The organism is Streptomyces sp. SS1-1 (assembly GCF_008973465.1).
GTDB lineage: Bacteria > Actinomycetota > Actinomycetes > Streptomycetales > Streptomycetaceae > Streptomyces.
The window spans coordinates 5027276-5047889 of the sequence record NZ_WBXN01000004.1 but is presented as its reverse complement, the minus strand read 5'-3'; the positions used below and the strand labels follow the sequence as shown (position 1 = coordinate 5047889).

Annotated in this window: 21 protein-coding genes and 1 riboswitch; of the genes, 8 read left to right on the top strand and 13 right to left on the bottom strand. The window is 70.9% G+C overall.

The window, feature by feature from the left end; translation table 11 throughout:
- Positions 1–13: 13 nt before the first annotated feature.
- Positions 14–679, top strand: coding sequence for an N-acetylmuramoyl-L-alanine amidase (locus tag F8R89_RS24670; protein WP_151785996.1), 666 nt, complete (start codon positions 14–16; stop codon positions 677–679).
- A gap of 3 nt (positions 680–682) precedes the next feature.
- Here the strand turns inward: F8R89_RS24670 and F8R89_RS24665 are convergent, their stop codons facing one another.
- The 3 genes from F8R89_RS24665 to F8R89_RS36275 all read right to left on the bottom strand — a co-directional run bounded on the left by F8R89_RS24665 (position 683) and on the right by F8R89_RS36275 (position 2415).
- The gene (locus tag F8R89_RS24665; protein ID WP_151785995.1) at positions 683–1852 is read right to left on the bottom strand and encodes a cysteine desulfurase family protein; all 1170 of its coding nucleotides are present in this window, start codon (positions 1850–1852) and stop codon (positions 683–685) included.
- A gap of 54 nt (positions 1853–1906) precedes the next feature.
- Positions 1907–2185, bottom strand: a complete 279-nt coding sequence (locus F8R89_RS24660) for a DUF4190 domain-containing protein (protein ID WP_151785994.1) — start codon at positions 2183–2185, stop codon at positions 1907–1909.
- 77 nt (positions 2186–2262) lie between these two features.
- Complete coding sequence (locus tag F8R89_RS36275; protein ID WP_192806217.1) at positions 2263–2415, bottom strand: hypothetical protein; 153 nt, start codon at positions 2413–2415, stop codon at positions 2263–2265.
- 136 nt (positions 2416–2551) lie between these two features.
- On the opposite strand from F8R89_RS36275, the gene F8R89_RS24655 reads away from it, so the two are divergent.
- Entirely contained in the window at positions 2552–3178 is a 627-nt protein-coding gene (locus F8R89_RS24655; RefSeq protein WP_151785993.1) for a TetR family transcriptional regulator, read from the top strand.
- A gap of 75 nt (positions 3179–3253) precedes the next feature.
- Here F8R89_RS24655 and F8R89_RS24650 read toward each other — a convergent pair whose 3' ends face one another.
- A complete protein-coding gene (locus F8R89_RS24650) occupies positions 3254–4117 on the bottom strand; it encodes a thioesterase family protein (protein ID WP_151785992.1) in 864 nt (287 codons plus the stop codon).
- A 98-nt stretch (positions 4118–4215) separates the two neighbouring features.
- On the opposite strand from F8R89_RS24650, the gene F8R89_RS24645 reads away from it, so the two are divergent.
- The gene (locus tag F8R89_RS24645; protein ID WP_151785991.1) at positions 4216–5442 is read left to right on the top strand and encodes an alpha/beta hydrolase; all 1227 of its coding nucleotides are present in this window, start codon (positions 4216–4218) and stop codon (positions 5440–5442) included.
- On the opposite strand, the gene F8R89_RS24640 is transcribed toward F8R89_RS24645, so the two are convergent.
- The 9 genes from F8R89_RS24640 to F8R89_RS24600 form a co-directional block, all read right to left on the bottom strand.
- The gene (locus F8R89_RS24640; RefSeq protein ID WP_151785990.1) at positions 5351–6007 is read right to left on the bottom strand and encodes a trimeric intracellular cation channel family protein; all 657 of its coding nucleotides are present in this window, start codon (positions 6005–6007) and stop codon (positions 5351–5353) included. The two genes, F8R89_RS24645 and F8R89_RS24640, sit on opposite strands and share 92 nt — an antisense overlap.
- Before the next feature lie 63 nt (positions 6008–6070).
- Positions 6071–7351 carry an ABC transporter ATP-binding protein gene (locus F8R89_RS24635; protein ID WP_151785989.1) on the bottom strand — a complete coding sequence of 427 codons (1281 nt, stop codon included), beginning with the start codon at positions 7349–7351 and terminating at the stop codon, positions 6071–6073.
- On the bottom strand, positions 7348–8445 hold the full coding sequence (locus F8R89_RS24630) for an ABC transporter ATP-binding protein (protein ID WP_151785988.1): 1098 nt from the start codon (positions 8443–8445) through the stop codon (positions 7348–7350). The genes F8R89_RS24635 and F8R89_RS24630 overlap by 4 nt, the downstream gene beginning before the upstream one ends.
- Positions 8442–9449 (bottom strand): ABC transporter permease, encoded by a 1008-nt coding sequence (locus tag F8R89_RS24625; RefSeq protein WP_062666507.1) that lies wholly within the window; start codon positions 9447–9449, stop codon positions 8442–8444. The genes F8R89_RS24630 and F8R89_RS24625 overlap by 4 nt, the downstream gene beginning before the upstream one ends.
- Positions 9450–9518: 69 nt before the next feature.
- Positions 9519–11291: an ABC transporter substrate-binding protein gene (locus F8R89_RS24620; RefSeq protein ID WP_151785987.1), complete on the bottom strand. Its 1773-nt coding sequence runs from the start codon at positions 11289–11291 to the stop codon at positions 9519–9521.
- A 37-nt stretch (positions 11292–11328) separates the two neighbouring features.
- The gene (locus tag F8R89_RS24615; RefSeq protein ID WP_151785986.1) at positions 11329–12327 is read right to left on the bottom strand and encodes an ABC transporter permease; all 999 of its coding nucleotides are present in this window, start codon (positions 12325–12327) and stop codon (positions 11329–11331) included.
- A 361-nt stretch (positions 12328–12688) separates the two neighbouring features.
- Positions 12689–13477, bottom strand: coding sequence for an enhanced serine sensitivity protein SseB C-terminal domain-containing protein (locus F8R89_RS24610; protein WP_151785985.1), 789 nt, complete (start codon positions 13475–13477; stop codon positions 12689–12691).
- Positions 13478–13595: 118 nt separating this feature from the next.
- Positions 13596–14387: an enhanced serine sensitivity protein SseB gene (locus F8R89_RS24605; protein WP_151785984.1), complete on the bottom strand. Its 792-nt coding sequence runs from the start codon at positions 14385–14387 to the stop codon at positions 13596–13598.
- Positions 14388–14465: 78 nt separating this feature from the next.
- Positions 14466–15134: an AAA family ATPase gene (locus F8R89_RS24600; protein WP_192806216.1), complete on the bottom strand. Its 669-nt coding sequence runs from the start codon at positions 15132–15134 to the stop codon at positions 14466–14468.
- Positions 15135–15304: 170 nt separating this feature from the next.
- Positions 15305–15403: riboswitch (glycine riboswitch) on the top strand.
- A 152-nt stretch (positions 15404–15555) separates the two neighbouring features.
- On the opposite strand from F8R89_RS24600, the gene gcvT reads away from it, so the two are divergent.
- The 5 genes from gcvT to F8R89_RS24575 all read left to right on the top strand — a co-directional run bounded on the left by gcvT (position 15556) and on the right by F8R89_RS24575 (position 20608).
- A complete protein-coding gene (gene gcvT / locus F8R89_RS24595; protein ID WP_151785983.1) occupies positions 15556–16683 on the top strand; it encodes a glycine cleavage system aminomethyltransferase GcvT in 1128 nt (375 codons plus the stop codon).
- Positions 16684–16818: 135 nt separating this feature from the next.
- Positions 16819–17196 carry a glycine cleavage system protein GcvH gene (gcvH, locus tag F8R89_RS24590; protein WP_108708802.1) on the top strand — a complete coding sequence of 126 codons (378 nt, stop codon included), beginning with the start codon at positions 16819–16821 and terminating at the stop codon, positions 17194–17196.
- Positions 17197–17212: 16 nt separating this feature from the next.
- The gene (glyA, locus tag F8R89_RS24585) at positions 17213–18490 is read left to right on the top strand and encodes a serine hydroxymethyltransferase (protein ID WP_151785982.1); all 1278 of its coding nucleotides are present in this window, start codon (positions 17213–17215) and stop codon (positions 18488–18490) included.
- Positions 18491–18591: 101 nt separating this feature from the next.
- Positions 18592–19959, top strand: a complete 1368-nt coding sequence (locus F8R89_RS24580) for an L-serine ammonia-lyase (protein WP_151785981.1) — start codon at positions 18592–18594, stop codon at positions 19957–19959.
- 91 nt (positions 19960–20050) lie between these two features.
- Positions 20051–20608, top strand: coding sequence for a glycoside hydrolase family 25 protein (locus F8R89_RS24575; RefSeq protein WP_151785980.1), 558 nt, complete (start codon positions 20051–20053; stop codon positions 20606–20608).
- Positions 20609–20614: the final 6 nt, after the last annotated feature.

The window sequence follows — 20614 nt, the reverse complement described above, 5'->3', positions numbered from 1 at the left end:
CGTTGACGAGCACATGGGACAGGGGAACGCGTCGAAGGACGGCGACCGCAAGGTCGGGCGCCGCGCCGTGCTGATCGGCGGGGCGGTGGCCGCGGCGGGTTCGGCCGTCCTGGCCCGTGACGAGCTGTCCCGCCTGTGGTGGCGGACGCCGGGCGTGCAGAAGCCGCGCAAGGAGGGCGAGGTCGACTACGCCGGGGCGCGGTGGGTGGCGGCCTCGGAGGCCAACTGGCGGCGGGCGGACCGGCCCGCCGACTACGGCATCGACATGGTGGTCGTCCATGTCACGCAGGGCAGTTTCGCGAGCGCGGTGAAGGTGTTCCAGGACCCGGAGCACAAGGCGGCCGCGCACTACATCGTCCGCAAGGACGGGCACATCACGCAGATGATCCGCGAGCTCGACGTGGCGTACCACGCGGGCAACCGCTCGTACAACGAGCGCAGTGTCGGCATCGAGCACGAGGGGTTCGTGGAGCGCCCCGAGGACCTCACGGACGCCATGTACGAGGCGTCGGCCCGGCTGACGGCCCGGATATGCGCGCGCTACGACATCCCGGTCGACCGGGAGCACATCATCGGGCACGTGGAGGTGCCGGGCACGGACCACACGGACCCCGGCAGGCACTGGGACTGGGACCGGTACATGAAGCTGGTGCGGGCGGCCCGGACGGCACCCGCGTAGGAGTCAGGTGAGACCGGCCGCGCGGGCCCGTTCCACCGCCGGTCCGATCGCCCGGGCGACCGCCTCCACGTCGGCCTCGGTGGAGGTGTGGCCGAGGGAGAAGCGCAGGGTGCCGCGGGCCAGGTCCGGGTCGGTGCCGGTGGCGAGCAGGACGTGGCTGGGCTGGGCGACGCCCGCGGTGCAGGCGGAGCCGGTGGAGCACTCGATGCCCTGGGCGTCCAGCAGCAGGAGCAGGGAGTCGCCCTCGCAGCCGGGGAAGGTGAAGTGCGCGTTGGCCGGCAGCCGTCCGCCGGGCTCGGGGTCGCCGCCGAGGATCGCGTCGGGGACAGCCGTACGGACCGCGTCGACGAGGGAGTCGCGCAGGGCGCCGATCTCGCGGGCGAACCATGCACGCTGCTCGGCGGCGAGACGTCCGGCGACGGCGAAGGAGGCGATGGCGGGGACGTCGAGGGTGCCGGAGCGGACGTGCCGTTCCTGTCCGCCGCCGTGCAGGACGGGCACAGGGCTCTGGTCGCGGCCCAGGAGCAGCGCGCCGATGCCGTAGGGGCCGCCGATCTTGTGGCCGGAGACCGTCATCGCGGCGAGGCCCGCCTCGGCGAAGCCTACCGGCACCTGGCCGAAGGCCTGGACGGCGTCGGAGTGCAGCGGCACCCCGAACTCGGCGGCGACCTCGGCCAGTTCACGGATCGGCATGATCGTGCCGATCTCGTTGTTGGCCCACATCACGGTGGCCAGGGCGACGTCGTCGGGGTTGCGGGCGATGGCCTTGCGCAGGGCGTCCGGGTGGACCCGGCCGTGCGTGTCGACGGGCAGGTATTCGACGGTGGCGCCCTCGTGCTCGCCGAGCCAGTGGACGGCGTCGAGGACGGCGTGGTGCTCGACGGGGCTGGCGAGGACGCGGGTGCGGGCCGGTTCGGCGTCGCGGCGGGACCAGTACAGGCCCTTGACCGCGAGGTTGTCGGCCTCGGTGCCGCCGGAGGTGAACACCACCTCGCTGGGGCGGGCGCCGAGCGCTTCCGCGAGCATCTCGCGGGCCTCCTCGACGGTGCGCCGCGCGCGGCGGCCGGATGCGTGCAGGGAGGAGGCGTTGCCGGTGACGCCCAGCTGGGCGGTCATAGCCTCAGCCACCTCCGGGAGCATCGGAGTGGTCGCGGCGTGGTCGAGGTAAGCCATGGTGGCCACGATTCTAAGGGGCCCCGGCGGGCGGCCTCGTGTCAAGGCCGCCGCTCAGAAGCTCCAGGACAGCGTGTCGTCCATCTGCATGACGGCCAGCAGGACCAGCAGGTCGGCGACGCCCAGGCCCATGCCCAGGTAGGCGCGGCCCTTGCGGGAGGTGCCCCGCCACAGGGAGACCGCGGCCAGGACGACGGCGGTCGGGCCGAGGAAGACGTTGAAGACGAGGAGGCCCAGGAGGCCGAGGATGAAGGACGCGACGGCCATGCCGTCGGCGTCGCGGGTGCGGGTCCGGGTGCGCGGCCGTTCGGCGGCCGGTGCGGTGAGTTGCATGGGTGTCAGCTCCTGTGGGGTCGTCGGGAAGGACCGGCCGGCGGTGCGGGTGACGGCCGGGTCAGTTACCGGCGGGGTCAGTGCCGGCGGGCGTGGCGCTCGCGGGCAGCGAAGACGGCCAGCCAGCAGGCGATGACGACGGCGGCGACGGCGCTGAGGGCGAGCGGCGCGTGGGCGACGGCGCCCAGCACCACGCCCAGCAGCAGGAGCGCTGCGACGAGGAACAACATGGTCGGATCCCCCTCCGAGATCACGTGTCGATCTCTCTCAATTCGGTGAACAGTTGTGGTTACACTTGTTCACTGACTTCAGAGTACCCCGCCCCACGACTTCCCAACTCCAGAGAACAGTTGTTAACTGCATGGCATGAGTCACACCCTCGGCATACGGCAGGCCCAGAAGCAGAAGACCCGGCAGGCGCTCCTGGACGCCGCGTTGGCGCTGCTGGAGGACCAGAGCCTGAGCAGCCTGGGTCTGCGCGAGGTCACCCGGGCCGTGGGCGTCGCGCCGACCGCCTTCTACCGGCACTTCCGCTCCACCGCCGACCTGGGCGTCGCCCTGGTCGAGGAGGCCCTCGGCAGCCTGCACCCGACGATCCGCGGCATCGTCGCCCCCGACGGGGAGAGCGAGCGGCGCATCGAGCGGGCGGTGGAGCTGATCGCGGGTCATGTGGAGACCCATCCGGCCCATGTGCGGTTCATCGCCCGGGAGCGGCACGGCGGGGTGCAGCCGGTGCGCGCGGCGATACAGGACCAGCTCGCCCTGTTCGGCGAGGAGGTGAAGGCCGCGCTGGCGCAGGACCCGGTCTCGGCGGGCTGGCAGGAGGACGACCTGCGCATGCTCGCGCATCTGTACGTCGATCAGATGCTGGTGACGGCCTCGCTGTTCCTGGAGGCCCTGGAGGGCCCCGAGGACGCCCGCCGCCAGGTCGCCGACGACGCGATCCGGCGGATGCGGCTGATCACCCTCGGCCGGCAGCACTGGCTGGACTGAGCGGCGGCGGGAACACCGAAGGGCGGCACTCCGGCCGGACCGGGAGTGCCGCCCTTCGGCGAGCGGGGAGGGGCCTCAGCCGAGCCGCACCCGCGCCAGTTGCCGGGACTGGGCCACGAGCCGGTCCTCGCTGTCCCAGACCTCCGCGTCCTCCTCCAGGAAGCCCCCCGCGAGGTTGCGGGTGGTGATGGAGACGCGCAGAGGGCCGGGCGCGGGACGGTGGCGCACATGGACCGTCAGCTCGACGGTCGGCACCCAGCCCGAGATGCCGATCTCGAACGCGGTGGGCGGCAGGGCGTCCACGGCGAGCAGCAGCGAGAGCGGGTCGGCGTCGCGGCCGTCGGCGAGACCGAACCAGGCCCGCATCTCGCCCTTGCCGGACGGCCGGCCGATCGCCCAGCCGACGGTGGCGGGGTCCAGCTTGAGCATCAGCCGCTCGGTGATGGCGGAGCTGCCGGAGACCGGGGCGGGGCCGTCGTCGGCGCCGAAGCAGTGCTCGACGGGCGGGATCGCCGGCGGCACGGCCGTCGTCCGGACGTCGTCGGGGAGGGCGTCGAGGTCGCCGTAGGAGGCGAGGACGCGGATGCGCTCGACCTCGTTGCCCTCGTCGTCGTACTGGAAGAGCGAGGCCTGGCCGGTGGAGAGGGTGCGGCCGGTGCGGACGACGTCCGTGCGCACGACCGCGGGGCCCGGCTGGGACGCGGTCAGGTAGTGCGCGGAGATGGTGAACGGGTCGCTGTGCGGCAGGGCGTCCGCGAGGGCGCGGCCGAGGACGGCCAGCAGATAGCCGCCGTTGACGGCGCTGATGATGGTCCAGCCGGCGGAGAGGTCGATGTCGTACACGCCGGGCTCGCGCCGCGTGAGCGCGGTGTCGCGGTCGAACTCGCTGTCGCCGATCGTGGCCCGCTGGGCCGTGGTGGCGGAGGCTGCTTCTGGCATGGCTGAACGGTACAACAACTAACTACTAAGCGGTAGCTTTTCGGTCATCGGGGGCGCCTCGGTGAACCCGGGGGCCCGCTTCGCCCCTCTATGAGGACATGAGTCTCACCGGGACCCCGTTCCTCGTCACGCTCGCCGTGCTGTGCGCCGCCGCCGTCGCCCTGCCGCTGGCCCTCTGGTCACGGGTGCCCGGACCCCGGTTCGCCCGGGCCGCCGCCCGCCTGGCCATGCTGCTGTTCGCCCAGGCCACGGCGGTCGCCCTGGTCTTCACGCTGGTCAACAACTCCAACCAGCTCTACGACAGCTGGGACGACCTCCTCGGGACCGGCGACCACGTCCGCGAGGCCGTCGACCTCGGCGCGAGCGGCACCGGCGGGATAGCCCTGGAGACCCTGCCCCGGGTCCGCCAGACCTTCGAACGGGGCCGGGGGCCCGGCATGCGCGCCGAGGGCGGGGTGCTCGTCACCCAGCTCGAGGGCCGCGTGTCCGGGGTCCACGCCGAGGTCAACGTCTGGCTGCCGCCCCAGTACGACGACCCCGCCTACCGGGATCACCGGTTCCCGGTCGTCGAGCTGCTGCCCGGCTACCCGGGCTCCTCGAAGGCGTGGTTCGGGTCGATGGACGCCACCGAGCAGCTCGCGCCGCTGATGCGCGCGGGGCGGATCGAGCCGTTCATCCTCGTCTCGCCGCGCACCAACCTGCTGCCCGGGGTGGACACCGGGTGCGCCAACATCGCGGGGCGGGTGAACGCCGACACCTGGCTGAGCGTGGACGTGCCGAAGATGGTCACCGACAACTTCCGGGCGCGGGCCGCGCCCGAGGGCTGGGCCGTGGCCGGCTACTCGGCGGGCGGGCACTGCGCGGTCAAACTGGCCGTGGCCCACCCCGACCGCTACCGCGCCGCCGTCAGCCTGTCCGGGTACAACGACCCCGCCGCCGAGGCCGGCTCGCTCGCGGCCCGCACGCCCGCGCTGCGCGCCGCCAACGACCCGTACACGCTGCTGACCCGCTCCCCCGCGCCGCCGCCCGTCGCGCTGTACCTGTCCGGGCAGCCCGGCGACGGGTACGAGGCCGCGCAGGCCCTCGACCGCGCCGCGCGGCCGCCCACGCGCGTGGACGTGGTGTTCGTCCCGCCGGGCGCCGGAGGCCACACCATGGCGCTGTGGAAGCCGCAGGTGGTGCCCGCCTTCCAGTGGCTGAGCGAGGTGATGACCGCCGGGGACTCGCCCCGCGCTACTCCTCCCGCACGGTCGAGCGCCGGTTCCACGCTCGCGGAGCCCGCCAGTGGAACCGCATGGCGAGCAGCCGCAGCACGAAGGCCGTGACCGCCGCGGCCGTGCCGGTGACGGGGGTCAGGGCGTCGTAGTGGATGCACAGCACGGTCAGCGAGGCGCCGACGATCGCGGGGACGGCGTACAGGTCGCGGTCCCAGCGCAGCAGGGACGGCACCTCGTTGGCCAGCACGTCGCGCAGCACACCGCCGCCGACGGCGGTGGCGAGGCCCAGCGCGACGGAGGCGGTGAGGTTCAGCCCGTAGTCGTAGGCCTTCGCCGTCCCGGCGACGCAGAACAGGCCGAGGCCCGCCGCGTCGAAGACGTTCACGCCGGTCTGGATGCGCTCCACGTGCGGGTGGAGGAAGAACACCAGGAGCGCGGCGAGCAGCGGGGTGAGGAAGTACCCCAGGTCCGTGAACGCGGCGGGCGGCACCGCGCCGATGATCACGTCGCGGAACAGTCCGCCGCCCAGGGCCGTGACCTCGGCGAGGACGGCTATGCCGAAGACGTCGAAGTTCTTGCGGACCGCGAGCAGGGCGCCCGAGATCGCGAACACGAAGATTCCGATCAGGTCGAGCGTGTGCTGGACGGACGGGGTGAACAGTTGCTGGAGCACCCGTACATTCTTACGCAGCAAACGGCCCCCGCCTTACAAAAGAAGGCGGGGGCCGTGGCGTGGCTACTTGTCGTCACCCTCGGCGGGGGCTTCGGAGGGCGCCTCGGCTGCGGGCTCCGGGTCCTCGGCGGCGGGCTCGACGTCCGTCGCAGCGGGCTCGGCGGCCTTCTCCTTCACCGGCAGGACCTCCGCGGCCACCGCGGCCGACGTCTGCGCCGACTCCGCGAGCACCTCGTCGGCCACCAGCTCGGCGGCCTCCTTGGCGGCGGTGAGCAGCACCGTGTCCTGCGGCTGCTGGTCCTCGAAGTTCTCCGGGTGGTGGCACGCCACGCGCTGGCCGGGCCGCAGCTCCAGCAGCGGCGGCTCCACCGTCCGGCAGACCTCGGTCGCCTTCCAGCACCGCGTGTGGAAGCGGCAGCCGGGCGGCGGGGCGATCGGCGAGGGCACGTCCCCGCGGAGCAGGATGCGCTCGCTCTTGGCGCCCCGGCGCTTGGGGTCCGGCACCGGCACGGCCGACATCAGGGCCTTGGTGTACGGGTGCATCGGCGCCTCGTACAGCGAGGTGCGGTCGGCGAGCTCGACGATCTTGCCCAGGTACATCACCGCGATGCGGTCCGACACGTGCCGGACGACCGAGAGGTCGTGCGCGATGATCACGTAGGTGAGGCCGAGCTCCTCCTGGAGGTCGTCCATGAGGTTGACGACCTGCGCCTGGATGGAGACGTCCAGCGCGGAGACCGGCTCGTCCGCCACGACCAGCTTCGGCTTCAGCGCGAGCGCCCGGGCGATGCCGATGCGCTGGCGCTGGCCGCCGGAGAACTCGTGCGGGTAGCGGTTGTAGTGCTCGGGGCTCAGGCCCACCAGCTCCAGGAGCCGCTGGACCTCCTTCTTCACCCCGCCCTCGGGCTCGACGCCCTGGAGCCGGAACGGCGCCGAGACGATCGAGCCGATGGTGTGCCGCGGGTTCAGGGAGCCGTAGGGGTCCTGGAAGATCATCTGGATGTCCCGCCGCAGCGGGCGCATCCCCGCGGTGTTCAGCCGCGTGATGTCCTTGCCCTCGAAGTGGATCGAGCCGCCCGTCGGGTCCTGGAGGCGGGTGATGACCCGGCCCATGGTCGACTTGCCGCAGCCGGACTCGCCGACCACGCCCAGCGTCTCGCCCTTGCGCACCTCGAAGTCGATGCCGTCGACGGCCTTGACCGCGCCGACCTGACGCTGGAGGACGCCCTTGCGGATCGGGAAGTGCTTCTGCAGGCCCTCGACCTTCAGCAGCACCTCGCGCTCGGCGGCGGGGGCCGGCGCCTGGGCCGGGACGGCCGCGTCCGATTTCTTCGTCTCACTCACAGCTTCGGCGCAATCTCTTCGGTCCAGATCCGCGTGCGGTCCTCAGCCGAGAGGTGGCAGGCGGAGAAGTGTCCGCTGCCGACCGGCTGGAGCTCCGGGCGCACGGTACGGGTGACATCGCCCTTGGGGATGTCGGCGTACGGGCAGCGCGGGTGGAAGGCGCAGCCCGACGGGACGTTGATGAGGCTCGGCGGCTGGCCCTTGACGGGGATGAGCCGCTCCGAGGTCTCCCGGTCGATGCGCGGCATCGAGCCGAGCAGGCCCCAGGTGTAGGGGTGCTGCGGCCGCTCGAAGACGTCGGCGACGGAGCCCCGCTCCACGCACCGGCCGCCGTACATCACGAGGACGTCGTCGGCGATCTCGGCGACCACGCCCAGGTCGTGCGTGATGAGGACGACCGCGGAGCCGAACTCCTTCTGCAGGTCGCGGATGAGGTCGAGGATCTGCGCCTGGACGGTCACGTCCAGGGCGGTCGTCGGCTCGTCCGCGATGAGCAGTTCGGGGTTGTTGACCAGCGCCATCGCGATCATCGCGCGCTGGCGCATACCGCCGGAGAACTCGTGCGGGTAGTTGTCGACGCGCTTGCCGGGCTCGGGGATGCCGACCCGGTCGAGCATCTCGATGGCCCGCTTGCGCGCGGTCTTCTTGTTGACGTCGTGGTGGACGCGGTACGCCTCCACGATCTGGCTGCCGATCGTGTAGTACGGGTGCATCGCGGACAGCGGGTCCTGGAAGATCATCGCCATCTCGCGGCCGCGCAGCCGGCGCACCTCGTCCGGGTCGGCGGAGATGAGCTCCTTGCCGCCGAGCCAGATCTCGCCGGACATCCGCACGTTCTTGCCGCGTGCGCCGAGCCGGTGCAGGCCCATGACCGCGAGGGAGGTGACCGACTTGCCGGAGCCGGACTCGCCCACGATGCAGAGGGTCTTGCCCTTCTCCAGCGAGAAGGTCAGCCCGTCGACGGACTTGACCAGACCGTCGTCGGTCGGGAAGTACACCTTGAGGTCACGGACATCGAGGAACGCCGTGGACGCGTCGGAGGCGCCCTTCACGGGCTCCCCCACTGCGGCACCGGTCTTGGAGAGTTCGGTCACGAGATCCTCACCCGCGGGTCGGCGGCGGCGTACAACAGGTCCACCAGGAAGTTGGCGAGTACGACGAAGAAGGCGGCCAGGAGCGTGACGCCGAGGATCGGCGGCAGGTCGTTGTCCCGGATGGACTGCACCGCGTACTCGCCGATGCCGTGCAGGGAGAACACCGTCTCGGTGATGACGGCACCGCCGAGCAGGAGTCCGAGGTCCATGCCGAACACGGTGATGATCGGCGTCAGCGCGGCCCGCAGACCGTGCCGGACCACGACCTTCCGCTCCCGCAGGCCCTTGGCGCGGGCGCTGCGGATGAAGTCCTCGTTCATCGTCTCCAGCATGCCCGAGCGGGTGAGCCGGGCGTAGATGGCCGAGTACAGCAGGGCCAGCGAACACCACGCGGGGAAGAGGGTGTTGGCCCACTGCGAGGGGTTCTCGGTGAACGGGACGTACTCGCGGCCGAAGATCGGCCACTGGAAGGTGAAGAGGAACAGCGCGAGCTGGCCGGTGAAGAACATGGGCAGCGAGACACCCGCGAGGGCGATGCCCATGAACGTCCGGTCGGCGAACGACCGCGGCTTGAGCGCGGAGATCACACCGGCCGTGACACCGCCCACCAGCCACAGCACGGCGGCACCGGCGGCCAGGGAGACCGTCACGGGCAGCCGGTCGGTGAGCTGGGGCCAGACCTCGACGTGCGTCTTGAAGGAGTAGCCGAAGCAGGGCGCGCTGCAGTGCGCCGTGGTGGGGCCGAGGTCGTAGGTGGCGCCGGAGACGATCCCCTTGATGAAGTCCCAGTACTGGACGTACACGGGCTGGTCGAGACCGAGGTTCTGCTTGACCGCCTCGATGTCGGCCTGGGTGGGGCTCTTCCCGATGTACTGCTGCGCCAGCTGGTCGGCCGTCTGGCCGGCGAGCCTGGGCAGCAGGAAGAAGATCGCGAAGGTGACCGCGGTGACGACCAGCAGCAGGATCACTGCCGCGAGCGTCCGGCGGAGGATGTACGAGATCACGGGGATCGGCGCTGGTGCCCGCGGGCCGCGAGGCCCGCGGGCACCAAAGCCTTCACCTGCCTTCCGGGGCTACTTCTTGGTCGTGCCGATGTTGAGGTAGTCGTACTGACCGCTGAAGGCCGCGGTGGACACCAGGTTGGTGAAGCCGGCGGGGCGGTACAGCAGGACCTTGAAGTAGGTCAGCGGAACGAGGGCCGCCTCCTCCATCGCCTTCTTGTCGATCTCGGCGTAGAGGCTGTCGCGCTCGCCCTGGTCCTCGCTGGCGATCGCCTTCTCCAGCAGGGAGTCGACGTCCTTGTTGTCCAGCTGCGACAGGTTCGTGTTGCCGGACTCGCCGATCGCGTCACTGTGCAGGATCTGCTGCAGGAAGCCGTAGCCGGACGGCCAGTCGGCACCCCACTGCATCATGTGCAGGCCGATGTTCTGCTTCTTGTTGAACTTCGGGACACCCGCGGCGTCGGTGAAGTACTTGCCCGACGGGAACTGCTTCAGGCTGGCGTTGATGCCGACCTTCTTCAGCGAGTCGATGATCGCGGTGGCCGCGTCGATCTCCGCGGGACGGTCGCTGCGCGCCGAGATGTTGGTGTTGATCGACGTCTTGCCGCAGGCCTGCAGCTGCTCCTTGGCCTTGGCGACGTCGCCCTTGTTGCCCGGCGTGGCGTACAGCTCGGACTTCTGGTAGCCCGGGATGTCCGGCGGCAGGACGGTGTTGGCGATGTCACCGCGGATCGGGCCGCCGAGGGCCGTCTGCACGGAGACCTTGTTGACCGCGTACTCCACGGCCTTGCGGCACTCGACCTTGTCGAACGGCGCGAGCTTGGTGTTGATCGCCATGTAGACCAGGCGGCCACCGTAGGTGTTGTCGGTGTTGGCCTTCTGGTCCGAGGAGTTGACGACCTTCGCCTGGGTCGCGGCCTGGACGCCCGTACCACCGAGGTCGATGGCCTTGCCGGCCATGACGTCCTGGTCGATGGTCTCGGCGTTGACCTTCAGCTTGACGACGACCTTGTCCGGGTACTGCTTGCGCAGCGGGTCGGTCTTGGCGTCCCAGTTCTCGTTGCGGACCAGGACGGCTTCCTTGCCCTCCTGGTAGCTCTCGAACTTGTAGGAGCCCGACGACACGATCTTCTTGACGTAGTCGACGCCGGTGTCCTTCGCCTTCGGCACGGGGGCCGTCTGCGGGGTGGCGACCAGGTAGTCGAACTCCTGGAAGGCGCGGTTCAGCTTGAAGACGATGGTGGTGTCGTCCGGGGTCTGGATGGACGAGATGCCCTTGTCGCTCTTGTCCTTGTACGGGCCCTTGTACTTGTCGCCGCCCTCGAGGAACTGCTGGAAGTAGCTCGGGCCGAGGGAGAGCACGTCACGCGCGAAGTTGGAGCGCTCGACGGCGTACTTCACGTCCTTGGACGTGATCGGGGTGCCGTCCTCGTACTTCAGGCCCGGACGCAGCTTGTACGTCCAGGTCTTGCCGCCGTCGCTGGGCTCGCCCGGGGCGGAGGCCAGGTCCGGGACCAGCTCGTTGCCGGACTCGCCGGCGCCCGGCTTGAACGTCATCAGCGGGCGGGCGTAGAGCCGGCTGAGGTTGTACATGTACGCGTAGTACGTGTTGCCCGGGTCGAAGGAGTCCGGGACGTCGGAGTACTCGTACGTGACCGTCCCACCCTTCTGGGTGGAGGCGTTGACGACGTCCTTGGTCGCGGCGTTGGCCCCAGCCGACTTCGATCCGTTGTTGTCCGACTTGTCATCGGCCTTGCTGCAGGCCGAAAGCAGCAAGCTCGCACTGCCGACGACCGCAACCGCGGCCAGCACTGACCTTCGCATGATGGTCTGCTTCCCCTCCATTGTTGGAAATCTCTGGGTCTCTCGATGCGGCCGCGGGTCAGCGGCTGCGCGGGTCGAGAGCGTCACGAAGACCGTCGCCGAGCAGGTTGAACGCCAGGACGGTGACGAAGATGGCGAGGCCGGGCACGATCATGAACTGCGGGTCGACCTCGTAGAAGTCGACCGCCTGGTTGAGCATGCCGCCCCACGATGCCTGCGGGGGCTGGATGCCGACACCGAGGAAGCTCAGGCTGGCCTCGAAAAGGATGTTCGTCGGGATGAGCAGCGTCGAGTAGACGATGATCGGGCCGACCAGGTTCGGGAGGAGCTCCCGGAAGAGGATGTACGGCCCCTTGGCCCCCATGCCCCGGGAGGCGTCGACGAACTCGCGCTCCCTGAGGGCCAGGGTCTGGCCGCGGACGATGCGGCCCAGATACGGCCAGTTGAAGAAACCGATGATGAAGATCAGCACGCTGATGTGCAGCGGCAGGCCCTCCAGGCCGAAGGCACCGCCCTGCAGGGTGGCCGAGATGGCGATGGCGAACAGCAGCAGCGGGAAGGCCAGGAAGGTGTCCATCAGGCGGCTGATGATCGTGTCCACCCGGCCGCCGTAGTAGCCGGCGACGACGCCGAGGATGGCGCCGATCGTGTTGGACAGCAGCGTGGCGCCGAAGGCGACGACCAGCGAGACCCAGGAGCCCTCGAGGATGCGGGTGGCGATGTCGCGGCCGAACTTCGGCTCGACACCCAGCGGGTGGTCCCAGCTCATGCCGCCGAAGTCGCCCTTGGGCAGCGAGGTGTTGGGGTCGATGAGGTCCTGGTTGAGGGCGTTGGGGTCCAGGCCGAGCATCGCCTGGATGGGACGCGACAGGATCGCGAGCAGGATCAGCAGGACGACGATGACGCCGCCGGCGACGGCCGCCTTGTCCTTCTTGAAGCGGGACCAGGCGATCTGCCCCAGGGAGCGCCCCTCGATCTGGCTCTTCTCGATCCCGGAGAGCACGGCCTCAGGCTGTGCTCCAGCCTCCGCTCCCGTTGTCTCGATCGGTGCGGTCACAGTGGAATTGACCCCTCTCGGCCGGCGGTTGCCGACCCCCCTGGCTGCCGCGGTAGCGGTTGCTCTCACTCGCACACAGGGCCGACCGGCCCTGCCTAGCGGGGAGTCTTCAATGCGGGAGTGATCAGTCGCCAGAGCCAACGGGGAAAGGATGCGCAACCGTGATGCTGTTTGGGGGATTCCGTTATCCGAACAGTGGGTAACAGGGGCCGGACGCGCACCAGTTGGGGCGTATACGGGCGGACCAGGACCTTCCGATCGCATCTACGCGCGGAGATTCACCTGCGAAACCGTGCCGGGAAGGCGCTCACACCTGCGACAGAGGGGGATGGGACGAAACGGCGCAAGGTCAAGTGAATGCTCAGTAACGGCCCTGTGCCGGAGGGTAGCCATAGCCTCCGGCGGGGGCGGGGGCGTGCGCCTCGCGGTCGTAGAACGGCCGCGCGGCCGCCCGCATCCACAGCGCCACCGGGTCGTCCTCGTCGGCCAGGGCGACGGTCGAGACCGGCAGTCCGTCCGGAACCGCGGTGACCGACTGGAGCATCATCGAGCGCACCGCGTCGACCGCGGGCGGGCTGGTGTCGTACACGTCCAGGCCGATCGCCAGATACGGCGCCCCGAGCGCGGGCTGCACCCAGGCGCGGCGCAGGGTGCGCACGGCCGGGGTGCGGTGGGCGTTCTGCGCGAGGAGGGCGTAGAACTGCGGGATCTCGATGGCGGGCTCCGACAGCCGCAGCGGGCCCGCGGGCTGGCGGTCCAGGCCGGTGGCGATCCGGCGCAGGTCGAGCCAGGGGATGCCGACGCCGCCGCCGGGGGCGTGCGGGTTCAGCCAGAGGCCGTAGTGGTCGGGGTAGAGGGTGCGGGCCACGTCGAGCCCGTCGACGACCTCGTAACTGCGGTTCCAGCCACTGGCGGACAGCTCCTGGGCGGAGGTGACGCACGGGGCGTAGCCGTGCCCGTCGACCTCCATGTTCCCGTACTGGGCGTCCGGGGAGCCCGCCTGACCGTGCCACAACAGCATCCAGACCTGGCCGGTGGCCGGGGTGGCGAGCGCGCGCAGGAGGGCCTCGTAGGCGTCGTAGCGCCCGGGGGTCACCTGGCGCAGCATGTGCTCGACCTGCCCGGTCGAGGTTGTGCCGCTCGCGCTCACCTTTTACCGCCCCTTCGGGAAACCATGGCTTCGATCCCAGCTTAAGGGCTGTCCCCTCATTCCCGGCGGGACAGCTCTCAGGCCTGCCGTTCGGATCCTGGGCGCTGCGCCGGGGGTCTCAGGGCTCGCGGGTGTAGAAGGGGCGGACCTTCGCCCGCATCCACTCGATGACCGGGTCCTGGGCCACGTCGAGGAGGACCAGGTTGACCGGCCAGGGCACGGGGACCCGGCCGAGGGCGCGGCCCAGGGCGTCCGTGGGGGCCGCCCTCAGATCGCCCTCCCAGTGGGTGAGTTCGACGCCGACGAACATGACCGGCGGGCCCGTCTCGATCGCGGCGAGGCAGCGGCGGGCGGTGGCGACGACGCCGATCGCGGCGAACTCGGCGGAGGCGGCGGACAGGAAGTCGACCGGGTCGTCCTGCCAGTCGGGCTCGTAGAGCTTGACGCGGCCGCCGGAGGCGGGCCCGTCCAGCGGGGAACGGCCCGCCCGGCACACCTCGGCCACCGCCGCCGGGGGCAGCGGAACGCCCACCACACCGCCCGGGTTGACGGCGATGCCCACGTGCGGGGGCAGCCCTCGGGCGAACTCCACGGCGGGGGCGACGGTGTACGCCATGTGGGAGCCGACGACCTGCCGGAACTGCTCCTCGGAGGAGAACACCGGGACATAGCCCTGGCCGTCGATCTCCATGCCGGGCAGGTCGAGCGGACCGCTGTGCGGGCCACCGCCGTTGGGCAGCGGGACCCAGACGAAGCTGCGGCCGAGCACCTCCACGATCCGGGCGCCTGCCGAGGGCTGCCCGAGGGAGGCGGAGAGCACCTCCTCCAGTTCGTTGCCGGGCCAGCCGCCGTGCGGGTGGAGAGGTGAGCCTGCCGGGAAGTCCGCGGGGAGATCCGCTGCGAAGTCCATCTGTGGGTGACCGCCTGCTGTGAATCACGTCTGAGGGTCGAAAGGCTACCGGGGTCCCCGCCGTCCGGCGGGGCCCGGTCAGCCGGTGAAGCCGATCCGGCGCAGCGCGGCGGCCGCGTCCCGGTCGAGCAGCACCGCCGAGCCGCAGCCCCGGGGCAGGTCGCCGGCGGTGACCGCGCGCATCAGCCGGGCGGCGGCACGCCGGTGGCGCAGGAAGGCGTACCGGGAGACGCCCCGGCCGCGCTCGCGCTGTCCCGCCAGCGCGGTGTCCGGGTCGACGTCGAGCACCAACAGGTGCAGGACGCCGCCGCGGCGCCGGGCCGCCCGGGCCAGCCAGCCGCGCACCCACGCCTGGGTGCCGCAGTCGTGCACGACGAGCCCGCCCCCGCCACGGACGGCGCGGCGCAGCCCGGCGTAGTGGGAGAGGCGGACCAGGGGGCGGTAGAGCGCGTAGGGCAGGAGGCGGGGCATCCGGGCGTCCCAGCGGTCCCGGGTGTCCTGGGAGTCGACGCGCGCGCCGGGCACGGTCCGCCGCATCAGGGTGGACTTGCCGCTGCCGGGCAGACCGGTGATCACGACGAGGTCGCGCGGGCCGAAGAGCAGGGCGTGCGGGCCGCGGCCGGAGCGCTCGCGCAGATCGCGGACGACAGGTGCGGGCGCGACGGTCTCGGCGGCGGGGGCGGCCGGCTGACCGGGCAGGGCGACGCCCGAGGTCGTGGCGTACGCCGAGGTGCGCTTCACCGGCATCGTCCTCCTCCGCATACAGGCTTCCCCGTCCCCACCGTGCGTAAAGAGAAGGTAATGGAGTCTCGCCTCCGATTTCGTTCGCTCACCGCCACAGACCGGTTACAGATGTGGCCTGGGGCGGAGGGGGCCGGGCATGCGATGATGGCGGCGCCAACTGCATACCGGCCGTTTGAATCCGCGCGGGAGAGTCCCCGGCAGTACGCCGCCGGGGCGCCGAAGGAGCAAGTCCCTCCCTTGAATCTCTCAGGCCCCGTTACCGCGCGGGCGAGGCACATCTGAAAAGCGGGCCGCCGTACGCGGTGGCTCCACCCAAGGTGCAAGCCATGAACCTCCCCCGCGGGGGTCGTGGCGAACCTCTCAGGTTCCGATGACAGATGGGGAGGACCTTCCTCGCCCGTCTGCCCTTGGAGAAGACCGACCGATGAGCAGTACCGCAGCCTCCGCACCGCGCCGTACCGCGCTCGATGCCCTGCATCGCTCGCTCGGCGCCACCATGACCGACTTCGCCGGCTGGGACATGCCCCTGCGCTACGGCTCCGAGCGCGACGAGCACAACGCGGTGCGCACCCGGGCCGGCCTGTTCGACCTGTCCCACATGGGTGAGATCACGGTCACCGGCGCCCAGGCGGCCGCCTTCCTGAACCACGCCCTGGTCGGCAACATCGCCTCCGTCGGCGTCGGCCGGGCCCGCTACACCATGATCTGCCAGGCCGACGGCGGCATCCTCGACGACCTGATCGTGTACCGGCTCGCCGAGACGGAGTACATGGTCGTCGCGAACGCCTCCAACGCCCAGGTCGTCCTCGACGCCCTGACCGAGCGGGTGGCCGGCTTCGACGCCGAGGTCCGCGACGACCGGGACGCGTACGCGCTGATCGCCGTCCAGGGCCCCGAGTCCCCCGGCATCCTGAAGTCCCTCACCGACGCCGACCTCGACGGCCTGAAGTACTACGCCGGCCTGCCCGGCACCGTCGCCGGCGTGCCCGCCCTGATCGCCCGCACGGGCTACACCGGCGAAGACGGCTTCGAGCTGTTCGTGAAGCCGGAGCACGCCGTGGCGCTGTGGCAGGCGCTGACCGAGGCCGGCGAGGGCGTCGGCCTGGTCCCCTGCGGCCTGTCCTGCCGGGACACGCTCCGCCTGGAGGCGGGCATGCCGCTGTACGGCAACGAGCTGTCGACCTCGCTCACCCCCTTCGACGCCGGGCTCGGCCGGGTGGTGAAGTTCGAGAAGGAGGGCGACTTCGTCGGGCGCGAGGCGCTGCGGAAGGCCGCCGAGCGCGCCGAGACGGACCCGCCGCGCGTCCTGGTCGGCCTGGTCGCCGAGGGCCGCCGGGTCCCGCGCGCCGGGTACCCGGTCGTCGCGGGCGGCGAGGTCGTCGGCGAGGTGACCTCGGGCGCCCCCTCCCCCACCCTGGGCAAGCCGATCGCCATGGCGTACGTCGACGCCGCGCACGCGGCGCCGGGCACCCCCGGTGTCGGCGTGGACATCCGCGGCAGCCACGAACCGTACGAGGTCGTGGCGCTGCCGTTCTACAAGCGCCAGAAGTAGGACCCGCGAGCGGCACGAGCGACGCCGCGCGTACAGACTGGCAGGGCGGCGTGCGACCGCGCACGCCCGCCGCCATGTCCGTGTCCCCCGTCCCCCCTTCATCAGCACTCCCGCGTGTACAGGAGAATTCAGGCCATGAGCAACCCCCAGCAGCTGCGTTACAGCAAGGAGCACGAGTGGCTCGCGACCGCCGAGGACGGCGTCGCCACGGTCGGCATCACCGAGTTCGCGGCGAACGCGCTCGGCGACGTCGTCTACGCCCAGCTCCCCGAGGTCGGCTCGACCGTGACCGCCGGTGACACCTGCGGCGAACTGGAGTCGACGAAGTCCGTCTCCGACCTGTACTCCCCGGTCACCGGCGAGGTCACCGAGATCAACGAGGACGTGGTGAACGACCCGGCCCTGGTGAACTCGGCCCCCTTCGAGGGCGGCTGGCTGTTCAAGGTGCGCGTCACGGAGGAGCCGGCCGACCTGCTCTCCGCCGACGAGTACGACGCCCACACCGCCGGCTGAGGAGCCGTAGTCCCCCATGTCTGAGAACTCCCTTCTGAACACGCCCCTGCACGAGCTGGACCCGGCGGTCGCCGCCGCGCTCGACGCGGAGCTGGAGCGTCAGCAGTCCACCCTCGAGATGATCGCGTCGGAGAACTTCGCCCCGCTCGCCGTCATGGAGGCGCAGGGCTCGGTCCTGACGAACAAGTACGCCGAGGGCTACCCCGGCCGGCGCTACTACGGCGGCTGCGAGCACATCGACGTCGCCGAGCAGATCGCGATCGACCGGGTCAAGGAGCTGTTCGGCGCCGAGTACGCCAACGTGCAGCCGCACTCGGGCGCCTCGGCCAACCAGGCCGCGCTGTTCGCGCTGGCCCAGCCCGGCGACACCATCCTGGGTCTGGACCTGGCGCACGGCGGTCACCTCACCCACGGGATGCGGCTGAACTTCTCCGGCAAGCAGTTCCAGGTGGTCGCGTACCACGTGGACGCCGAGACCGGTCTGGTCGACATGGACGAGGTGGAGCGCCTCGCCAAGGAGCACCGCCCGAAGGTGATCATCGCGGGCTGGTCGGCGTACCCGCGCCAGCTGGACTTCGCGGCCTTCCGCCGGATCGCCGACGAGACCGGCGCCTACCTGTGGGTGGACATGGCCCACTTCGCGGGTCTGGTCGCGGCCGGGCTGCACCCCAACCCGGTGCCGCACGCCGACGTGGTCACCTCCACCACCCACAAGACGCTCGGCGGTCCGCGCGGCGGGATCATCCTGGCCCGCGGCAAGGACTTCGCGAGGAAGCTGAACTCGTCCGTCTTCCCGGGCTTCCAGGGCGGTCCGCTGGAGCACGTGATCGCCGCCAAGGCGGTCTCGTTCAAGGTCGCCGCCTCCGAGGAGTTCAAGGAGCGCCAGCGCCGCACGGTCGAGGGCGCCCGGATCCTCGCGGACCGGCTGACCGCGGCCGACGCCCGTGAGGCCGGGGTGAACGTGCTGTCCGGCGGCACGGACGTGCATCTGATCCTGGTCGACCTGCGGGACTCCGAGCTGGACGGGCAGCAGGCCGAGGACCGCCTCCACGAGGTCGGGATCACGGTCAACCGCAACGCGGTCCCGAACGACCCGCGGCCGCCGATGGTGACCTCCGGGCTGCGCATCGGCACCCCGGCGCTGGCCACCCGCGGTTTCACCGCGGAGGACTTCACCGAGGTCGCCGACGTGATCGCCGAGACGCTGAAGCCGTCGTACGACGCCGCGGCGCTCAAGGCCCGGGTGAAGGCGCTCGCCGACAAGCACCCGCTCTACGCCGGTCTGAACAAGTAGGACCGTCGTCCCTTTCCCGGGGCGTCCCGCACACTCGAAGGTGCGGGGCCCCCGGGGAGGGTCCAGGCACCACCCCGCACCACCCGCACCGAGGAGTTTCCGTGGCCATATCGGTCTTCGACCTGTTCTCGATCGGCATCGGCCCGTCCAGCTCCCACACGGTGGGCCCGATGCGGGCGGCCCGTATGTTCGCGCGCCGGCTGCGCAACGAGGGCCTGCTGGAGTCCGCCACCGCCGTCCGGGCCGAGCTGTACGGCTCGCTGGGCGCCACCGGGCACGGGCACGGCACCCCGAAGGCCGTGCTGCTCGGCCTGGAGGGCGACTCGCCGCGCACGGTGGACGTCGAGTCCGCCGACCAGCGCGTGGAGTCGATCAGGGAGTCGGGCCGGCTGCGGCTGCTCGGCGAGCGGGAGATCGCGTTCTCCTTCGACGACGACCTGGTCCTGCACCGCCGCAAGGCCCTGCCGTACCACGCGAACGGCATGACCCTGTGGGCGTACGACGCCCAGGGCGCCGAGCTGCTGACGAAGACGTACTACTCGGTGGGCGGCGGTTTCGTCGTCGACGAGGACGCGGTCGGCGAGGACCGGATCAAGCTCGACGACACCGTCCTGAAGTACCCCTTCCGCACGGGCGACGAGCTGCTGCGCCTGACCCGTGAGACGGGCCTGTCGATCTCGGCGCTGATGCTGGAGAACGAGCGGGCCTGGCGCACCGAGGAGGAGATCCGCGAGGGCCTGCTGGAGATCTGGCGGGTGATGCGGGAGTGCGTGTCGCGGGGCATGTCCCGCGAGGGCATCCTGCCGGGCGGTCTGAAGGTGCGGCGCCGGGCCGCGAACACCGCGCGCAAGCTGCGTTCCGAGGGGGACGCGAAGGCGCTGGCCATGGAGTGGATCACGCTCTACGCGATGGCCGTGAACGAGGAGAACGCCGCCGGCGGCCGGGTGGTCACCGCCCCGACGAACGGCGCGGCCGGCATCATCCCGGCCGTCCTGCACTACTACATCAACTTCGTGCCGGGCGCCGACGAGGAGGGCGTGGTCCGCTTCCTGCTCGCCGCGGGCGCGATCGGCATGCTCTTCAAGGAGAACGCCTCGATCTCCGGCGCGGAGGTCGGCTGTCAGGGCGAGGTCGGCTCGGCCTGCTCGATGGCGGCGGGCGCGCTGGCGGAGGTGCTGGGCGGCTCCCCGGAGCAGGTGGAGAACGCCGCCGAGATCGGCATGGAGCACAACCTGGGCCTCACCTGCGACCCGGTCGGCGGCCTCGTGCAGATCCCCTGCATCGAGCGCAACGGCATGGCGGCCGTGAAGGCGGTCACGGCGGCCCGGATGGCGATGCGCGGCGACGGCTCGCACAAGGTGTCCCTGGACAAGGTCATCAAGACCATGAAGGACACGGGCGCCGACATGTCCGTCAAGTACAAGGAGACGGCGCGCGGCGGGCTCGCCGTGAACATCATCGAATGTTGACGATTCCACGTCGATGACGCGTCAGCCGTGCCACGGTGGGCATAAGCCAGGTCAACTCCTGTCCCCCCAAGGCACCTCAGGGAGTCCCCCCATGCTGCGCGGCATCGACGTGAGCGCGTACCAGTCCTCCTCCTACGACACCGACGGCCTCTCCTTCGTCTTCGTCAAGGCGACGGAGGGCCGTTCGTACGTCAACCCGAAGCTCTCCGCCCAGACCAAGCACGGCCGTGACGCGGGCCTGGTCGTCGGCTACTACCACTTCCTGTGGCCCGGGAACCTGACCGCCCAGGCCGACTACTTCCTCAAGCACGCGCCGGAGAAGGCGGGTGACATCCTCGCCGTCGACTGGGAGACCACCGGCGAGGGCACGCACGCGAGCAACGCGGAGAAGGACAGGTTCATCCGCCTGCTGAAGGAGAAGCGGCCGGACAACCGGGTGGTCCTGTACTGCAACCGCCACTACTGGCTGAACGTCGACACCACGTCGTACGCCGGGGACGGCCTGTGGATCGCGGACTACGTCACCAAGGGCAAGCCGCGGATCAAGGCGAAGTGGCGCTTCCACCAGTACACCGACGACCCGCTCGACAAGAACGTCGCGGATTTCTCCAGCAAGGCGGCGTTGCGGGACTGGGCCGAGGACGCCTGAAGGGGC